Raw genomic sequence first — 16675 nt, 5'->3', positions numbered from 1 at the left:
ATGGGGTTGCTGGACATCCTGCTCGGCCGGACGAAGCCGGTCGCGCCCGACCTCGACCAGCTGTTCGCGCTGCCGTCGGCGGCGGTGACGCTGGAGGCGGCGGCCGGGTTCACCCCGACCGGGCAGGGCGCCGTGTGTTTCGCGACCGTCGAGGGCTCGGCCTTCGAGCAGACGCATCGCGAGGTGCAGGCACTCCTCGACGCCGACACCGAGCGCACCGGCCCTCCGGTACGGCTCCTGCGGGACGACTACGGCTACTCCTGGCTGGTCTCCGAGCGCACCCCCGACCAGCTGGCGCTGCTGGTCAACGATCTGCACGCGGTGAACAGCGCGATGGAGGTCAATGGCTTCGGGCCTCAACTGCTCTGCTCCCTCGCCGGGTTCGAGAGGGCGGCAGAGGCGGCGGCGGGGACTGGACCGGCGGCCGGGCAGCGGCTGGCGCTGGTGTACCTGTACAAGAGGGGCGCCTACTACCCGTTCGCGCCGCTGCCCGGCACGGGGCAGCGGCGCGACAACGCACTGGAGTTGCAGGTGAAGGCAGCCCTGGCGAACGACCTGCGGATCGAGCAGGACCTGAGCCGCTGGTTCCCGGTGTGGGGAGCCCCCGGCCTGTAGTGACCGGCCGACGGCCCCTGCCCTCGGCCCTCCTTGCCACCCTCGGCCCTACTTGCCGCCCTCGCCACGGCGGTGCCGCAGCGGGCGCTCGCGGCGGTAGCGGCGCTCCCACTTGGCCTGCAGGTCGCGGCGCTCGCGGTACGCCTTGTACGAGGTGGGCGCGGCTGCCGGGGCCGGACCGGGCGCGGACGACGAGGTCGGCGCGGCCGCTCCGAGCCCGTACCGCACGTACAGGAAGAGCACGGCGACGGCGACGAGCCAGTAGAGCGGGTGGCCGAATCCCAGGACCACCAGGACGACGGTCCCGGAGAGGACGACGGTGCCCATGGCGTGCCTCCTTCCTGGGCGGGATGGTGACTGAGTGTGTCGGTGGGGACGGGGTGGCGTCCCCAGAATACGAAATCCGTCACTCACCGTGCATCTCCTTTTTCGCGTGCGTGAGACGGCCATGAGCGTTTCCGGTCCCGGGCGTTCACACCCGGCCGGATGGCGTGGGTACGGCGGCCGGTTCTCAGTGGTGGCGGCCGGTTGTCAGCGGTGGCGGCCGGTTGTCAGCGGTGGTGGACCGGTTGTCGGTGGTGGGGACCGGTTGTCAGTGGTGTCGGGGAGGATGCGGGCAGGGACGGTGCGGACGCGACGAGGCCCCGGGACGGTGGGGCACGGGGGACGGAGGCCAGGATGGGCGACGGGCTGCGGCACATCGACGTGGCGGAGCGGCGGGCCAGGCTGGCCCTGCGGCACCGGCTGGCCCCAGGGACAAGGGTCACCACGCCGGAGGCGGTGGCCGACGCGCTGGTCGCCCTGCACGGTTCGGACCCCGCGACGGTGTACCTGGCGGTGGGCTCCCGGCTGACCGACCCGGCGGAGACGGTGACGCAGACCGACCGCGCGCTGTACGCCGACCGCACTCTCGTGCGCATGCACGGCATGCGGCACACGGTCTTCGTGTTCCCCACGGGATCGACGGGGCTGGTGCACGCCTCGACCGGCATCACGGTCGCCGCGCGGGAGCGGGCCACGCTGCTGAAGGACATGGCGAAGGCCGGTGCCCCCGACGCGGCCTGGCTGAAGGAGGTCGAGGAGTCGGCGCTGGCCGCCCTGGCCCGACTCGGGCAGGCCACGTCGGCGGAGCTGGCGGCCGAGGAACCGCGCCTGCGGGAGCGGTTCGTGTACGCGGCGGGCAAGCCCTATGAGGGCCTGCACAGCGTCGGGACACGGCTGTTGAAGGTGCTGGGGGTGGAGGGGAAGGTGGTCAGGGGGCGTCCGCTGGGTTCGTGGACGTCGAACCAGTTCCGCTGGGCCCTCGCTCCCCGGCATCCCGAACTGCCCGTGGCCGGGGCCCAGTCGGAGCTGCTGCGGCACTGGCTCGCCGCGTGCGGCCCGGCCACGGAGGCCGACCTGAAGTGGTGGACGGGCTGGCGGGTGACGGAGGTGCGCCGTGCCCTGGCGGCGATCGGCGCGCACGCGGTCACGCTGGACGAGGGCACGGGGTACGTCCTCGGCGACGACGTGGAGCCCGTTCCCGGGCCGGCTGAACCGTGGGCGGCCCTGCTGCCCGGCCTCGATCCGACCGCGATGGGCTGGCAGGGCCGGGACTGGTATCTCGCCCCGGAGCTGCGCCCGGCCCTGTTCGACTACAGCGGGAACGTGGGGCCGACCGTCTGGTGGAACGGCCGGGTGGTCGGCGCGTGGGCGCAACGGGCCGACGGGGAGATCGTGTGGCGGATCCTGGACGCGCGCGGCGTGGGGAGCGAGGCCGAGGCGGCGATCGCCTCGCGGGCGGCGGCGCTGGGATCGTGGCTGGGTCCGACCCGGGTGACGCCGAGGTTCCGGACGCCGGTGGAGAAGGAGTTGGTGAGCTGACCGGCGCACCGGCCTCGCGCCGGTCCGCCAGGGGTCTCACCCCGAGGCCGGTCCGGGTCTCGCCCACCGGCCGACGCGCACGGCCGGCCCACCGGCCGACGCAACATGGGCGGGCGGACACCGGTCGACGCACACCGATCGACGCGCACGGCCGGCGTACCGACGCGGCAGCGCCGGGCGTCGTCCTTCGTGACGGCGCCCGGCGCCCTCCTCACCGGCTGTACCGCAGCAACGCCCGGACCATGTGGCAGGTCGTGTCCGACGGCGGATGCAGTCCGATCAGCTCCGCCGTGCTGCGGATCCGCTCGTTACGGGCCTGGTTCGGCATATACACGCCCAGGTCGAGCAGGGCGATGGCGAGGCGCATGGCCTTGAGGCGACGGTTGTGCATGACGTACCACTCGCGCGGCCGCCCGGGCGGCAACGCCCGCTTCAGCACCGGCCCGTAGGGCAGGTCGAGCTGGACGGCACGCTTCGCGGTGGACTGGGTCGGCAGCGGCTTCGGCTTCAGTGCGGCAGCGGGCACAGGCATCCTCCTGTCGCGGTCAGGGCCCGGTCCGGAATCTCCGGCGAACCCTCGAACACTGCTTACAGTTTACCGCCTGGGACTGACATCGCGCAGGCCCGAACGGACCGTCAAAAGTCCAGGTGGATAAGGGTTTAAGAGCCCTGTCACGGCAGGTTCGGGTGAGGCTGGCGAGGCGGCAATAAAATCGAACAGATCTGGTGGCGGGCGGACCGGACCAACGGCTTCGCGACGACGCCGGCCACTCGCATGCACCGACGGATTCCGGGCTACCGTGGCCGGCATGGAAATCTGGATCAATCCCGCCTGTTCCAAGTGCCGCAGCGCCCTCACGCTGCTCGACGCCGAGGGCGCCGACTACACCGTCCGCCGCTACCTCGAGGACGTCCCTGCCGAGGACGAGATCAGGGCGGTGCTCGACCGTCTCGGCCTGGAGCCGTGGGACATCACCCGTACCCAGGAGGCCGCGGCCAAGGAGCTCGGGCTGAAGGACTGGGCGCGGGACGCGGACAGCCGCGGGCGCTGGATCGCGGCCCTCGCCGCGCACCCCAAGCTCATCCAGCGTCCGATCATCACCGCCGACGACGGGACCGCCCTGGTGGCCCGCACCGACGAGGCCGTCCGGGACGCGCTGTCCCGGTAGCGGCGGCAACGTGTGACGCACGCCACTCGGACTGACTCCTGGGACCGCTGAGCAACCTCGTTCGGTATCTCGTACATAGCGGCGTACGCTCCCCTACCTCTCAGGAGGCGCGCATGTCGCGCAGGAGAACAGTCGGCACGAAGAAGAAGATCGCGCTGCTCGTCAGCGCGGCGGCGGTCGCGGGCGGCGGCGCCTTCGCCATGGCGAACACCTCGAACGCCGCCCAGACCCCGCAGAACGCGACGCCGTTGTCCGCCGCGAACTCGTCGGTGTGCCAGGGCCTCGCCACCGCTCTCGGCAACAACCAGAAGTTCATCGACGGCCAGCGGGCCGCCCCGGACGCCCAGTCCCAGGCTCGCATCGCCAACCGCGAGGCCGTCATCACGCAGATCAAGGTGCAGCAGAAGGCGTCCGGGTGCGCCGTCGGGGAGTCGGCTCAGGACTCCCAGACGGGCGGCATCCAGACCGGCGGCGCCCAGGCCGGAGGAGCCCCGGCGGCCCAGCCCTCGCAGGCGGCCTCCGCACCCGCGGGCAACGCCCACAACGACGGCGCCGCGGGAAACGGCGCCGCCTCCGGGCAGCAGGTCTGCAACGGCTCCACGGTCACCCTCTCCGGGGAGGGCGGCGCCCCGGCCGCGTCCAGCAACCAGTTCCCGGCGGGCACCAAGCTGAAGGTCACCAACCTGGACAACAACAAGTCCACCACCGTCGAGGTGACCTCGGTCTCCGGGAGTTGCGCCCTGCTCAACAACGCGGCGTTCGAACTCGTCCGCGAACCCGGCAAGTTCCTGATCCGCCGGGCCGTGATCGAGAAGGTGGGGTGAGGCTCAGCCGTCGAGGAACCCCGTGAGACGGCGGCCCGTTCCAAAGGGCGCGGCAGGCGGCAGCGCGTGATGGGAGACGTCCGGCAGGACGATCGTCCCGAGTTCGCGCACCGTCTCGCCCGCCCGGGCCACCAGGGTGTGCGCGTCATGGGTCCTGCTGTTCGCGGCCACGAGCAGCAGGACCGGCGCGCGCAGCCCCCGCAGCGCCTCGGGCGAGGGACGGGGGCCGGTCGCCGGCCGCCCGGCCGGGAAACCGGCGGCCGCCTCCTGGAGCCGCAGCCAGTCCGGGTCCAGCGCCGCTCCCCCGGTCTCCCACCGCAGGAAGGCGCGCACCCGGCGCGGGGTGGGCCGCACGAGCATCGGCAGGGCGCGCAACAGGTACGCCGCCTCGTACCCGGCGAAGCACTGGGTCGGGTCGAGGAGGAACAGGCGGCGTACCCGCGCGGGGGCGCGCAGTGCCAGGCGGAGGGCGATCCACCCGCCGTAGGAGTGGCCGCCGACGTCGGCCCGCTCGATTCCCAGGCCCGCCAGCACCGCGTCCAGCCAGTCGTCGAGATCGGCGGCACTCCGCACCCCGCTCGCCTCGGTCCGCCCCGCCGCGCCCGGCAGGTCGACGGCGTAAACCCGCCGCACCCGCGCGAGTTCGGCCGCCTGGGCGAACCAGGAGGCGGAGGTCGCGCCCCCGCCGCCGGGCAGGAGCAGCAGTGGGGGCGCGTCGCGCGGGCCGCAGACGTTGACGTACGCCGTGCCGAACGGGGTGGGGACCCGGACGGCCTCGAGGTCGGCCGGCCACTTGGCCGTCACCTTGTCGTAGGCCGCCTGAAACGCACCGTCGTCGTACCCGCTCATCGAAGTCCCCCCGCTCAGGTCACACCGCAGTTGACGAAGTCTCCCCGCTCAGGAGACACCGCCGCCCACGGGGTCCGTCCATCGTGAAGTACCGCCGCACACGGCGCCGTTCACGAGTCTGTCCGGATGCCCTCGCCGGCACCCTCCACGCCCGTCGCATACGAGACGCCGCCCGGCCGGGACGGCCGCTCCCGCCCGGGGCGACGGCGGGCCGGGCCGGCGCCTCACGGCGTGAGCCGCGCCACAGAACCACCAGGTAACACGGGGTTCACATTCGAGCAATGACCGGGAAATCGCCTGTTGACAAGCTTCCGGGCAAACAGGCGGCGCCCCAGTGCCGCAGCGCCGCAGCACCCGCAAAGTGCGTCAGACACACCCCCGAAGGAAGTGGCCCGTGACCTTCAAGGCTGAGTACATCTGGATCGACGGCACCCAGCCGACGGCGAAGCTCCGTTCCAAGACGAAGATCATCGCGGGCGAGCCCGCCGGTCTCGACGCGCTGGGGATCTGGGGCTTCGACGGGTCCTCCACGAACCAGGCCGAGGGCCACTCCTCGGACCGTGTCCTCAAGCCGGTCTTCACCTGCCCCGACCCGATCCGCGGCGGCGACGACGTCCTCGTCCTGTGCGAGGTCCTGAACATCGACATGACGCCGCACGAGTCCAACACCCGTGCCGCGCTCGTCGAGGTCGCCGAGAAGTTCGGCGCGCAGGAGCCCATCTTCGGCATCGAGCAGGAGTACACGTTCTTCCAGGACGGCTACCCGCTCGGCTTCCCCAAGGGCGGCTTCCCGGCCCCGCAGGGCGGTTACTACTGCGGCGTCGGCGCGGACGAGATCTTCGGCCGTGAGGTCGTCGAGGCGCACCTGGACAACTGTCTCGCCGCCGGCCTCGCGATCTCCGGCATCAACGCCGAGGTCATGCCCGGCCAGTGGGAGTTCCAGGTCGGCCCGGTCTCCCCGCTGGAGGTCTCCGACCACCTGTGGGTGGCCCGCTGGCTGCTCTACCGCACCGCCGAGGACTTCGGCATCTCCGCCACCCTCGACCCCAAGCCGGTCAAGGGCGACTGGAACGGCGCCGGCGCGCACACCAACTTCTCCACCAAGGCGATGCGCGAGGGCTACGACGCGATCATCACCGCGTGCGAGTCGCTCGGCGAGGGCTCCAAGCCGCTGGACCACGTCAAGAACTACGGCGCCGGCATCGACGACCGTCTGACGGGCCTGCACGAGACCGCCCCGTGGAACGAGTACTCCTACGGCGTCTCCAACCGCGGCGCGTCGGTCCGCATCCCGTGGCAGGTCGAGAAGGACGGCAAGGGCTACATCGAGGACCGTCGTCCGAACGCCAACGTCGACCCGTACCTGGTGACCCGTCTGATCGTGGACACCTGCTGCTCGGCGCTGGAGAAGGCCGGCCAGGTCTGATCCCCGCGACGCAACTCCCGTAAGGGGCTCCCGCCGATTCGGCGGGAGCCCCTTCGCGTGTCCCGCACCGCCCGGGGAGCCCGCCGGGGCGGACTTCACACCGGGGACGCGTCCAAGCGGTGAGAGGACCCTCCTGTTGCGGGCGGGTGTCTGCTTCAATGGGCCCATGGCCACCTTCCAGAAGCACATCGCGACGGGTCGCCATGACCTCGAGCCCTTCTGGCCCTCCCGTCAGCACCACGACTTCGACCGGGTGTGTTGCCGCGCGACGAACGCGCCGGCCCTCTAAAGCCGTACACCCGGCCTTCGGCCAGCGCGCACGACGTACGTCCCTTCCGACGAACTCTTCGCGCGAAAGAGCTGACCTCTCATGGCGACCACTCGTTCCCTCTCCACCGCTCCCTCCCTCGCCCCCGCCCCCGGCGGCTCCCCCCGGCACCGGCTGCGCGCCGTCGACCGGGACGAGACGGTGGACCTCGCGGACCTCCTGCCGCCGGACGCCACCTGGCTGCCCGCCCCGCAGCACACACTGCCCAGCCTGCCCGGCCGGCCGGCCATGATCGGCTACCTGGTGCTCGTCCCGGCCGACCGGCAGCCGCCGTTCCTGCCGGCGGCCGCGCCGGACCTGGCCCACGCCGACGGCGGCACGGCCGGCGAACCGCTGGTGCGCGTCGACCCCGTACAGCGCACCGCCGCGGTCGACGGGCAGCGACTCGACCTCACCTACCTGGAGTTCGAGCTGCTCGCCCACCTCGTCGCCCACCCCGAGCGGGTGCACACGCGCGACCAGCTCGTCACCACGGTGTGGGGCTACGGCCACGTGGGCGACGGCCGCACGGTCGACGTCCACATCGCCCGGCTGCGCCGCAAGCTGGGCGCGCGGTACCGCCAGTCGATCCAGACGGTGCGCCGCGTCGGCTACAAGTACACCCCGCCGACCGCCCGCTGATCCCTTCCCTCTGCCCACGGCAGAGCGCGGTTCCGTTCCGGGCGGGCACCGGGCACAGTCACCGGCATGAGACTTCTGGTGCTGGGTGGAACGGAGTTCGCGGGGCGGGCCGTCGTCGAGGCGGCCCTCGGACGCGGCTGGGAGGTGACGGTCCTCAACCGGGGACGGCAGGCGCCCGTTCCCGGCACCCGGTCGCTGACCGGCGACCGGACCGCGCCCGGGGGCCTCGCCGCCCTGGCCGACGGCGACTGGGACGCCGTCGTCGACACGTGGTCGGCGGCGCCCCGCGCGGTGCACGAGACGGCACGGCTGCTGCGGGGCCGCGCCCGGCGGTACGTGTACGTGTCGAGCTGTTCGGTGTACGCCTGGGCCCCGCCCGCCGGGTACGCCGAGGACGCTCCCCTCGTGCAGGGGGCGGCGCCCGACGCCGAACAGAGCGAGTACACGAAGGACAAGTGCGGCGGCGAGCTGGCGGTCCTCGACGCCTTCGGCGCGGACGCCTCCGTCCTCGTACGGGCCGGACTGATCCTCGGCCCGCACGAGAACGTCGGACGGCTGCCCTGGTGGCTGACCCGGATCGCCCGCGGCGGCCCGGTCCTCGCACCCGGACCGCACGACCTGCCGCTGCAGTACGTCGACGTCCGCGACCTCGCCGAATGGATCCTCGGCGCGGTCGAGCAGGAGCTGAGCGGGCCGTACAACCTGATGAGCCCGCAGGGCCACGCCACGATGGGCGAGCTGCTGCGGGCGTGCGTACGGGCCACCGGCTCGGCTGCCGAACTCCGGTGGACGGCCCCGGAGATCGTCCTCGACGCCGGCATCGAGCCGTGGACCGAGCTGCCCGTGTGGGTGCCGCCGGGCACCGACATGCACGACGCCCTGCACGCGGCCGACGTCTCCCGGGCGGTGGCGGCGGGACTGACCTGCCGTCCCGTGGAGGAGACCGTCGCCGACACCTGGAGCTGGCTGACGTCGATCGGCGGCGTCGCGCCCCAGCGTCCGGACCGGACCCGCAAGGGCCTCGACCCGGAGCTGGAGGCGAAGGTCCTCGCGGCGACGAGCGGCCCGGCGGACACAGCGGGTGTACCTGACACCACCCTCTGACCGGGGGCTTCGGCCAGTGACCCGCGCTCCCGGCTCGGCCAGACTGACGGCATGAACACCCACACGAAGAGCGGCGACGTCGGGTCGAGGGCACGGGGGATGGTGCTCGCCGCCGGGCGGGGGCTCCTGCTGGCCGTGGTGTCGCTGCCGCTGAGCATCCTGGGCTTCTGCCTCTCCCTCGTGTCCATGGCGCTCATACCGATCGGGGTCGGCCTCGTCACCACGCCGTACGTGGTGAAGGGCGTGCGCGCCTTCGCCGACCGGCGACGGACGCTCTCGGAGCGGTGGGGCGGGGTGAGCATCGCGTCGGCGTACCGGCCGGCGCCCGAGGCCGCGAACCCGTGGACGCGCACCTTCGCCCTGCTGCGGGACCCCGCGACCTGGCGGGACCTGCGATGGCTGCCGGTCGACATGACGGCCGGTTTCGTCACCGCGCTGGCGCCCGCCGTCCTCGTCCTCTATCCGCTGGAGGGGTTCGCGCTGCCGCTGGGGCTGTGGCGGACGATGACGGGCGGACCCTACGGCGCGTACGGACCGTACTGGTACGGCTTCGTGCCGGTCAGCGGGCAGACGACGGCGTTCGCCGCGGCCGCGCTGGCCGCCGTCGTCCTCGTCGTCGCGCACCGGTACGCCGTGGGCGCCTTCCAGGCCCACTTCCGCCTCACCAAGGTGATGCTCTCCCCCAGCCAGGCCGAACTGACCGAACGCGTCCGGGTGTTGACCGAGACCCGACGGGACGCCGTGGACACCTCCGCCGCCGAGCTGCGGCGCATCGAGCGGGATCTGCACGACGGCGCCCAGGCCCGGCTGGTGGCGGTCGGCATGGACCTCGGCACCGTCGAGATGCTCGTCGACAAGAACCCCGAGAAGGCCAAGGAACTGCTCGCGCAGGCACGCCGGTCGTCCGCCGAGGCCCTCTGTGAACTCCGCGACCTGGTCCGCGGCATCCACCCGCCGGTGCTCGCCGAACGCGGACTGGGCGACGCCGTACGGGCGTTGGCACTACGGCTGCCGGTCGCGACGGAGGTCGACGTGGAGCTCGCGGGCCGGGCCGAGGCGCCGGTGGAGTCGGCGGCCTACTTCGCGGTGAGCGAGGCGCTCACCAACGCGGTCAAGCACTCCGGAGCCGACCGGATCTGGGTCGACCTGCGTCACTCGGAGGGCTGTCTGCGGATCTCCGTCACCGACAACGGCAAGGGCGGCGCGGCGATCGGGGCGGGCACGGGGCTGGCCGGACTCGAACGGCGACTGGGTACATTCGACGGCGTCCTGGCCGTCAGCTCCCCTGCCGGCGGTCCCACCATGGTGACCATGGAGATTCCTTGCGTGTTGTCCTAGCCGAGGACCTCTTCCTGCTGCGGGACGGTCTCGTCCGGCTGCTGGAGGCCTACGACTTCGAGATCGCCGCCGCCGTCGAGACCGGACCCGAGCTGGAGCGGGCCCTCGCCGAACTGGAGCCGGACGTCGCGGTGGTCGACGTCCGGCTCCCGCCCACGCACACGGACGAGGGCCTGCAGTGCGCGCTCCGGGCCCGCCGGGACAAGCCCGGGCTGCCGGTCCTCGTCCTCTCCCAGCACGTCGAGCAGCTGTACGCGCGTGAACTGCTCGCGGACGGCAGCGGCGGCGTCGGCTATCTGCTGAAGGACCGGGTGTTCGACGCGGAGCAGTTCGTGGACTCCGTACGGCGGGTGGCGGCCGGCGGGACGGCGATGGACCCCCAGGTGATCCAGCAGTTGCTGGCCCGGCGCGCGAACGACGGGCAGGGTCCGGTGGACCGGCTCACTCCGCGCGAACGGGAGGTTATGGAACTGATGGCGCAGGGGCGGTCGAACGCGGCGATCGCCGGCAAACTGGTCGTGACCGAGCGGGCCGTCGCCAAGCACACCGCGAACATCTTCGTGAAGCTGGGCCTGGAGGTCTCCGACGACGACAACCGCAGGGTACTGGCGGTGCTGGCCTATCTGGACCGGAGTCGCTGAGGGTGCCAACTGCTGGGTCGCGCGGTGGTTTTGGGGTTGTTTCGCCGTACGGGTCTCTCATCAATTTCTGAGCGGGCTGAACACCTGTGAGGCGTCGTGCGTAAAGGAGGGGGCAGCTTCAGCTTCACTCCTGTCGGGCGCCTCGATGCTGCCCCGCAAGGAAGTCAGAGGAGTTCCATGGGACGCAATACACGTAAACGCCGTTCGTCGATGGCCACGAAGGCCGTGGCCGCATCGGCGGCCCTAGCGCTCGGCGGGGGCGGGCTGATCTGGGCGAACTTCTACGCTTCGGCGCACGAATCGAACAACTCGGGTCAGAACCAGACCAAGGCCGCCAACGCGGCAGCACAGGTCGCCACGATCTCCTGCCCGGATGTGGGGCAGAAGCTGACGAGCGTGCCCAACGGGGCCAAGCAGGGCGTCGCGAACGAGCTGGCCAACCTCGACAAGCAGATCACCGAGGCCTACACCCGGCTCGCGTCGACGCGTCAGGCCCAGGCAGGCGACGCCGGCTTCGTCCAGAACGCGATCGTCGGTCCCCTCAAGGAGAAGCGGGCCGCCACGATCGACCGGATCCGCATCAACATCCAGCGCTCCGGCGGCCAGTTCGACAACTCGCTGAGCCAGCTCGCCGCGTGCACCACGCAGGCGGCGAACAACACCAACGCGGGCCAGGGCGGGCAGAACAACGGCGGCCAGAACAACGGCGGTCAGCAGAACGGCGGCCAGCAGAACGGCGGCCAGCAGAACAACGGCGGTCAGAACAACAACAACGGCGGCCAGCAGAACAACGGCGGTCAGAACAACAACGGCGGTCAGCAGAACGGCGGCCAGCAGGGCGGCAACGGCGGCCAGGCCGGCAACGGCCCCGTGGCGTCGGACTTCGTCGACATCACGAAGGTCCAGGCGAACGTCAAGGCCAAGCCCCGCAAGAACGGCCAGGCCTCGACCGGTACGTTCACCACCCGGTGCGGCGTCAATGCCAACAACAAGTTCAACACCGACAACGTCATCGTGGCGCCCGGCGTGACCAACGGCGCGCACCACCTGCACGACTACGTCGGCAACCAGTCGAACGACGCCTTCGCCAACAACAACACGTTCGCGGCCGCCCAGACCTCCTGCCAGAACCAGCAGGACAAGTCGTCCTACTACTGGCCGGTGCTGCGTGTCCAGGACGGCACGAAGGAGTTCGACCAGAACCGTGACGGCGGTGGCAAGGAAGGCAACGTCGGCAAGGTCCTGAAGGCCAAGCAGGCGGAGATCAAGTTCGTCGGCAGCCCGAAGGCCAAGGTCGTCGCGATGCCGCAGTTCCTGCGCATCATCACCGGTGACGCCAAGACCACCACGAACGGTCTGGCCAACGCCAACGCGCACTGGAGCTGCACCGGCTTCGAGAACAAGGTCCAGCTGACCGAGCAGTACCCGATCTGCCCCCAGGGCAGCAACGTGGTCCGCACGTTCGCCTTCCAGAGCTGCTGGGACGGCAAGAACATCGACTCGGCCAACCACCGCACGCACGTCGCCTTCGCCGACGGCAACGGCAACTGCCAGAACGGCTTCAAGGCGATCCCGCAGCTGACCATGCGACTCGTGTACGCCGTTCCCACCCCGGTCATCCAGAACGGCCAGGTCAAGAACGCCTACGCGGTCGACGGCTTCCCGGAGCAGCTCCACAAGCCGTCCACCGACCACGACGACTTCATCAACGTGATGAACGCGCAGCTGAACAACAAGATCGCGAACTGCGTCAACAAGGGCCAGCAGTGCCAGTGACACCGGCCTAGCAGGTACGCATACGAGAACCGGCGGTGGGAGATCCCACCGCCGGTTTTCGTATGCCGCTTGCCGTCTTGCGTGTCCTGCGTCCTGCGTCCTGCGTCCTGCGTCCTGCGTCCTGCGTCCTGCGTCCTGCGTCCTGCGTCCTGCGTCCCGGGGAGGATGTCAGTGGCTGGAGTGGGTGGCGCCGCCGGACTCCTTGTGCGCGCCGTGGTCGGTGCCCTCCTCGATGTCACCGCCGAGCGTGGTGCGCAGCGCCGTCACCGTGCTGGTCTCCCCCACGGCCACCCACTTGCGGCCGACGAGGTAGTGACCGCCGTAGTCCTTCGCCGAGTTGATCCACTCGCGCTGTCCGCGGTCGGTGGCGAAGGTCGCCAGGATGAACTTGCCGTCGGCGTTCTTGCAGACGGCCTGGCGGATCTCGTCCGCGTCGGTCTGCATGTCCGGGGTGCACTTCACCTCGGCGGCGATGTGCTCCAGGCTGCCGGTCGCCGTCGTCGGAACGGCGGCCTCCTTGTCGCCGGACGCGCATCCCGCCAGCAGCAGCGCCGCCGTCGCGGCCGCCGCGGCGAGCATCGGTCGGGTCACCTTCATCTGTTCCTCCCTGCAAGAGCCTCGCTCTGGATACGGCTCCCGTGCCCGGCACGCTCAAAATACCCGGTGCGTCCCGTCCGCGGCCGCTGCTCCACAGGGGTGACCATCCCCGGGCTCGCTCGTTCTGGTGGACGTGCAGTCACGAGATGTCGCCCCCCGCCCCGCCCCCCGGTCCTCCGTCGGCCGGGCCGTCGACGTCGAGCAGGCCGAGGCCGCCCTCGTCGAGCACTATCCGCGTCTCGTCCGGCTCGCCTATCTGGTGCTGCCGCCCACGTTCGGCCGCGGCCGGCGCGTCCTGACCGCCCACGCCCTCGTCCAGCGCGCCCTGCCGCGACGCCGCGCCTCGGCTCCCGTCGTCCCCGCCCAGTCCGCCGGCCGCGACGGCGACCCGGGGTACGCCTACGTGCGGCTCCAGGTGGTCCGTTCCGCGCTGGAGGCGGGGGCGCCGACGAGGCTGCTGACGTGGCCGAAGCGGGCGCAACTGCCGCCGCTGCTGCCCCAGGTGTGGGGTCTGCGCCTCTTCCCCCGTTCCGGAGGCGCCGACGAGTTCGCCCTCGACCAGCGGCTCGCCGACCTGTCCGGGCCGGCCCGCGCCGCCTGCGCCCTGCGCGGGCTGGAGAGGCTGCCCGACGGCGACGTCCGCGAGGTGCTGACCGGGTCCGGCGTCCACGCGGAGGACGTGACGGCGGCCCTGCGCGAGGCCGCCGAGGTCCCGGCCGCCCAGTTCCCGCTGCTCGGCTCCCCCGAGTTCGATCCCTGCGCGCTGCAGGCCCGGCCCACCGACCTGATGCGCCGACGCCAGCACGGCAGGGCGGTCCTCGCCGCCGTCGCCGCGCTCGCCGTGTGCGGCGCCCTGGTCGCGCTGCCCGGCGACGGCTGGGGACCCGACGGCGCGGCCGCCCCGGCCTACGCGCAGAATCCGGCCGCCGAGGCCGCCCTCGACCCCGGGCGGCTGGTGAAGATCTCCCCCGCCGCCTGGAAGACCTCTCCCCGCACCGACTTCTCGGTGTGGCCCGCGCGCGGTCCCCTCACCGGCGACGACGCCCTGCTGCGCCGCGCGCTCGCCGTCTGGGCCCGGCCCGGCCGCAGCGTCCAGGTCTCGTCCACCCCGGACAGCCCCTCCGGCGCCCCCGCGGGACCACCGCAGCTGCTCTACGCGGGCGAGGTGGACAACGCGCGCGTGGCGATCTTCTACGACGGGCTGCGCATCGCCCGCTACGCGGAGCCGAAGGACGGCACCGCCGGGGCGGCCCTCGACTTCGCCCGGGTCGACGGCGCGTCCGGCGCCGACGCGAGCGCGCTGGTGCTGGGCCGGGCCGACGGCAATGTCCGCTATCTGACGGCCCCCTGGGTCACGAAGGCCGGCGAGCGGGACCTGACGAAGCCGGGCGCCGGAGTGATGGATCTGGCCCTGACCGACGGGATCACCTCGCCGCTGGCCAGCCCGGCCGCCCGGGCAGGGGCCTGCACGACGTGGAACGTCCTGCTGCTGACCGACGCCCAGGGCGTTCACCTCTACAGCGACCTCGCCGAACTCGTCCCCGCCCGGCTGACCGCAGGCCGTCCGGCCGCGCCCCGGGAGGCGACCGGCACACAGGCGCTGCGGACCTGGGCGCCGTTCGCCTGCTCGCTGGCGGACGCGCGCGGTCAGGGCGTGCGGACGGTCAACGCGTGGGCGTACACCCGGCAGCCGCTGCCGGACGCGAGCGGATCGGCGTCCTGGGTGTGCACCCGCGCCGAGACCTGGCGCGGTGACGGGAGCAGGGTGCTGGCGCAGTTCCACACCCCGGGCGGCATCTTCGGAGCCGCGGTGGCGAAGGCGGGGGACGTGCCGGCGTGCGGGCCGCGCGACCCGCATGTGCTGGCCGGGGTGCTGTGGAAGTCGAAGGGCGACCACTGGTACCTGCTCGCGGCCGGCGACCGGCAGACGGCGTCCATCCGGGCGACGGGCGGGGTGAGCGGGTCCGGGAGTGGACATCTGCTGGCGGCGCCCGCGAAACAGGGCGCCCGGGCCGGCCTGGAGGGCAGGCTCGAGGACGGGCGCGCGATCAGCGGACTGCGCTGAACCGCGCTGCACCGCACCGCGCGGACGAGGTCGGCGCTTTTGACCGAACGGGTCCGGGTCGACGGGTCCGGGTGCCGGGGGCACGGGCGCGTGCCGGGTCTACGGGTCCGGGTGCCGGGGCCGCCGTGCGCGCGTGGTGCCGGACCTGCGCGGAGGCAGTGACCGCGCGTGTGAGGGATCAAGCGGAACGCGTGCACTGATCCGGTCGGTTGGAGTCCGGATTCGATCGGTAAGGTGTTCGCATGACTACCGGGGTCCGTCGCAGAATGGGCGTCGAGGAGCGTCGGCAGCAGCTGATCGGCGTCGCCCTCGACCTGTTCGCCCAGCGCTCGCCCGACGATGTCTCCATCGACGAGATAGCCGCGGCCGCGGGTATCTCCCGGCCCCTCGTCTACCACTACTTCCCCGGCAAACTCAGCCTGTACGAGGCCGCGTTGAAGCGGGCTTCGGAAGATCTGGCGGCACGGTTCACCGAGCCGCACGACGGACCGCTCGGCGCCCGGCTGCTGCGCGTGATGCACCGGTTCTTCGACTTCGTCGACGCACACGGTCCCGGCTTCTCGGCGCTGATGCGCGGCGGTCCGGCGGTCGGCTCGTCGACCACGAACGCTCTCGTCGACTCCGTCCGCCAGATCGCCTACGAGCAGATCCTGTCGCATCTGGACGTGACCGATCCGCCGCCGCGGCTGGAACTGGTCGTCCGCTCCTGGATCTCGCTCGCCGAGTCGACCGCGCTGATCTGGCTGGACGGGCGGCGCATCCCGCGCGAGGAGCTGGAGGTCCAGCTCGTGCACGACTTCGCGGCACTCACCGCCGTCAGCGCCGCCTTCGACGACGAGCTGCGCACGCTGCTGCGGCCCGTGCTGGGCGGCGAGCCGGCCGACGGCCCGTTCGGCGACCTGACCGCCCGGCTCATCGCCCTCGCCTCCTGAGGCGCGCAGGGCCTCCGGCACCACCGGCACCTCCGGTCCTTCCGGGCCTTCGACCCTCCGGACACTGGGCCTGGGGCGTCAGCTCTCGTACTTGCGGTACGACGGGTCGAGGTCGCGTACCTCTGCGGAGGCGTGCAGCACGAAGCCGCCGTCCGTCACATGCGCGCGCAGCAGTTCCAGCACGGTCTCGGTCAGCTTCGTCTTGGTCTCGTCGGTACGGCCGGCGAGCAGCCCCAGCGTGACGTGCACGACGGCGTGCCCCCGCTCCTCGGGGTCCTCGTAGCCGAACGCGGTGAACTCGGCCGGACGGAACAGGGTCTTGCAGGCCTCCGGCTTGGCGGCAGCGATCTCGACCACCGAGGTGTGCAGGGCCCGCGCGAAACCGGCTCGGTCGAAGGCCGGGTCCATGGTGCTCGAGTAGTCGACGGTGATCTGCGGCATGGGCACTCCTGTTCTAGGTCTCGGGATCACCCTAGCCTCAGGGTCTCCCCCGGCCGCAGCGTCCCGCCCGCCCGCCTGAGCCGCTC

The 16675-nt window shown here is 72.1% G+C and carries 17 protein-coding genes; 12 read left to right on the top strand and 5 right to left on the bottom strand.

The window, feature by feature from the left end; translation table 11 throughout:
- On the top strand, nt 1–615 hold the full coding sequence (locus tag C6376_RS18085; protein ID WP_107444362.1) for a hypothetical protein: 615 nt from the start codon (nt 1–3) through the stop codon (nt 613–615).
- 48 nt (nt 616–663) lie between these two features.
- Here C6376_RS18085 and C6376_RS18080 read toward each other — a convergent pair whose 3' ends face one another.
- Nucleotides 664–942 carry a hypothetical protein gene (locus C6376_RS18080; RefSeq protein ID WP_107444361.1) on the bottom strand — a complete coding sequence of 93 codons (279 nt, stop codon included), beginning with the start codon at nt 940–942 and terminating at the stop codon, nt 664–666.
- 351 nt (nt 943–1293) lie between these two features.
- On the opposite strand from C6376_RS18080, the gene C6376_RS18075 reads away from it, so the two are divergent.
- Nucleotides 1294–2478: a winged helix DNA-binding domain-containing protein gene (locus C6376_RS18075; protein ID WP_107444360.1), complete on the top strand. Its 1185-nt coding sequence runs from the start codon at nt 1294–1296 to the stop codon at nt 2476–2478.
- Between the two features lie 211 nt (nt 2479–2689).
- Here C6376_RS18075 and C6376_RS18070 read toward each other — a convergent pair whose 3' ends face one another.
- Nucleotides 2690–3004 carry a hypothetical protein gene (locus tag C6376_RS18070; protein ID WP_107444359.1) on the bottom strand — a complete coding sequence of 105 codons (315 nt, stop codon included), beginning with the start codon at nt 3002–3004 and terminating at the stop codon, nt 2690–2692.
- Between the two features lie 283 nt (nt 3005–3287).
- Between C6376_RS18070 and C6376_RS18065 the strand changes: the two genes are divergently transcribed.
- Nucleotides 3288–3647 carry an arsenate reductase family protein gene (locus C6376_RS18065; RefSeq protein ID WP_107449039.1) on the top strand — a complete coding sequence of 120 codons (360 nt, stop codon included), beginning with the start codon at nt 3288–3290 and terminating at the stop codon, nt 3645–3647.
- Between the two features lie 113 nt (nt 3648–3760).
- Nucleotides 3761–4471: a hypothetical protein gene (locus tag C6376_RS18060; protein ID WP_107444358.1), complete on the top strand. Its 711-nt coding sequence runs from the start codon at nt 3761–3763 to the stop codon at nt 4469–4471.
- A gap of 3 nt (nt 4472–4474) precedes the next feature.
- On the opposite strand, the gene C6376_RS18055 is transcribed toward C6376_RS18060, so the two are convergent.
- A complete protein-coding gene (locus tag C6376_RS18055) occupies nt 4475–5320 on the bottom strand; it encodes an alpha/beta fold hydrolase (RefSeq protein ID WP_107444357.1) in 846 nt (281 codons plus the stop codon).
- 394 nt (nt 5321–5714) lie between these two features.
- Here C6376_RS18055 and glnII point away from each other — a divergent pair, with 394 nt between their 5' ends.
- From glnII to C6376_RS18025, 6 genes are all read left to right on the top strand, one after another.
- Entirely contained in the window at nt 5715–6746 is a 1032-nt protein-coding gene (gene glnII / locus C6376_RS18050) for a glutamine synthetase (RefSeq protein ID WP_107444356.1), read from the top strand.
- A 370-nt stretch (nt 6747–7116) separates the two neighbouring features.
- Complete coding sequence (locus C6376_RS18045) at nt 7117–7695, top strand: winged helix-turn-helix domain-containing protein (RefSeq protein WP_107444355.1); 579 nt, start codon at nt 7117–7119, stop codon at nt 7693–7695.
- Between the two features lie 66 nt (nt 7696–7761).
- Complete coding sequence (locus C6376_RS18040) at nt 7762–8799, top strand: NAD-dependent epimerase/dehydratase family protein (protein ID WP_107444354.1); 1038 nt, start codon at nt 7762–7764, stop codon at nt 8797–8799.
- Nucleotides 8800–8850: 51 nt separating this feature from the next.
- Nucleotides 8851–10137: a sensor histidine kinase gene (locus C6376_RS18035; protein WP_107444353.1), complete on the top strand. Its 1287-nt coding sequence runs from the start codon at nt 8851–8853 to the stop codon at nt 10135–10137.
- Complete coding sequence (locus C6376_RS18030; protein ID WP_107444352.1) at nt 10122–10778, top strand: response regulator transcription factor; 657 nt, start codon at nt 10122–10124, stop codon at nt 10776–10778. Before C6376_RS18035 ends, C6376_RS18030 begins: the two co-directional genes overlap by 16 nt.
- 177 nt (nt 10779–10955) lie before the next feature.
- Nucleotides 10956–12554 (top strand): DUF1996 domain-containing protein, encoded by a 1599-nt coding sequence (locus tag C6376_RS18025; RefSeq protein ID WP_107444351.1) that lies wholly within the window; start codon nt 10956–10958, stop codon nt 12552–12554.
- 168 nt (nt 12555–12722) lie between these two features.
- On the opposite strand, the gene C6376_RS18020 is transcribed toward C6376_RS18025, so the two are convergent.
- A complete protein-coding gene (locus tag C6376_RS18020; protein ID WP_107444350.1) occupies nt 12723–13151 on the bottom strand; it encodes a hypothetical protein in 429 nt (142 codons plus the stop codon).
- A gap of 133 nt (nt 13152–13284) precedes the next feature.
- Between C6376_RS18020 and C6376_RS18015 the strand changes: the two genes are divergently transcribed.
- A complete protein-coding gene (locus C6376_RS18015) occupies nt 13285–15216 on the top strand; it encodes a hypothetical protein (RefSeq protein WP_107449038.1) in 1932 nt (643 codons plus the stop codon).
- 242 nt (nt 15217–15458) lie between these two features.
- On the top strand, nt 15459–16148 hold the full coding sequence (locus C6376_RS18010; RefSeq protein WP_107444349.1) for a TetR/AcrR family transcriptional regulator: 690 nt from the start codon (nt 15459–15461) through the stop codon (nt 16146–16148).
- A gap of 78 nt (nt 16149–16226) precedes the next feature.
- Here C6376_RS18010 and C6376_RS18005 read toward each other — a convergent pair whose 3' ends face one another.
- Nucleotides 16227–16589 carry a 5-carboxymethyl-2-hydroxymuconate Delta-isomerase gene (locus C6376_RS18005; RefSeq protein ID WP_107444348.1) on the bottom strand — a complete coding sequence of 121 codons (363 nt, stop codon included), beginning with the start codon at nt 16587–16589 and terminating at the stop codon, nt 16227–16229.
- Nucleotides 16590–16675 lie beyond the last annotated feature (86 nt).

The organism is Streptomyces sp. P3, assembly GCF_003032475.1.
Taxonomy (GTDB): domain Bacteria; phylum Actinomycetota; class Actinomycetes; order Streptomycetales; family Streptomycetaceae; genus Streptomyces.
This window is presented reverse-complemented; position numbering and strand designations above follow the sequence as displayed.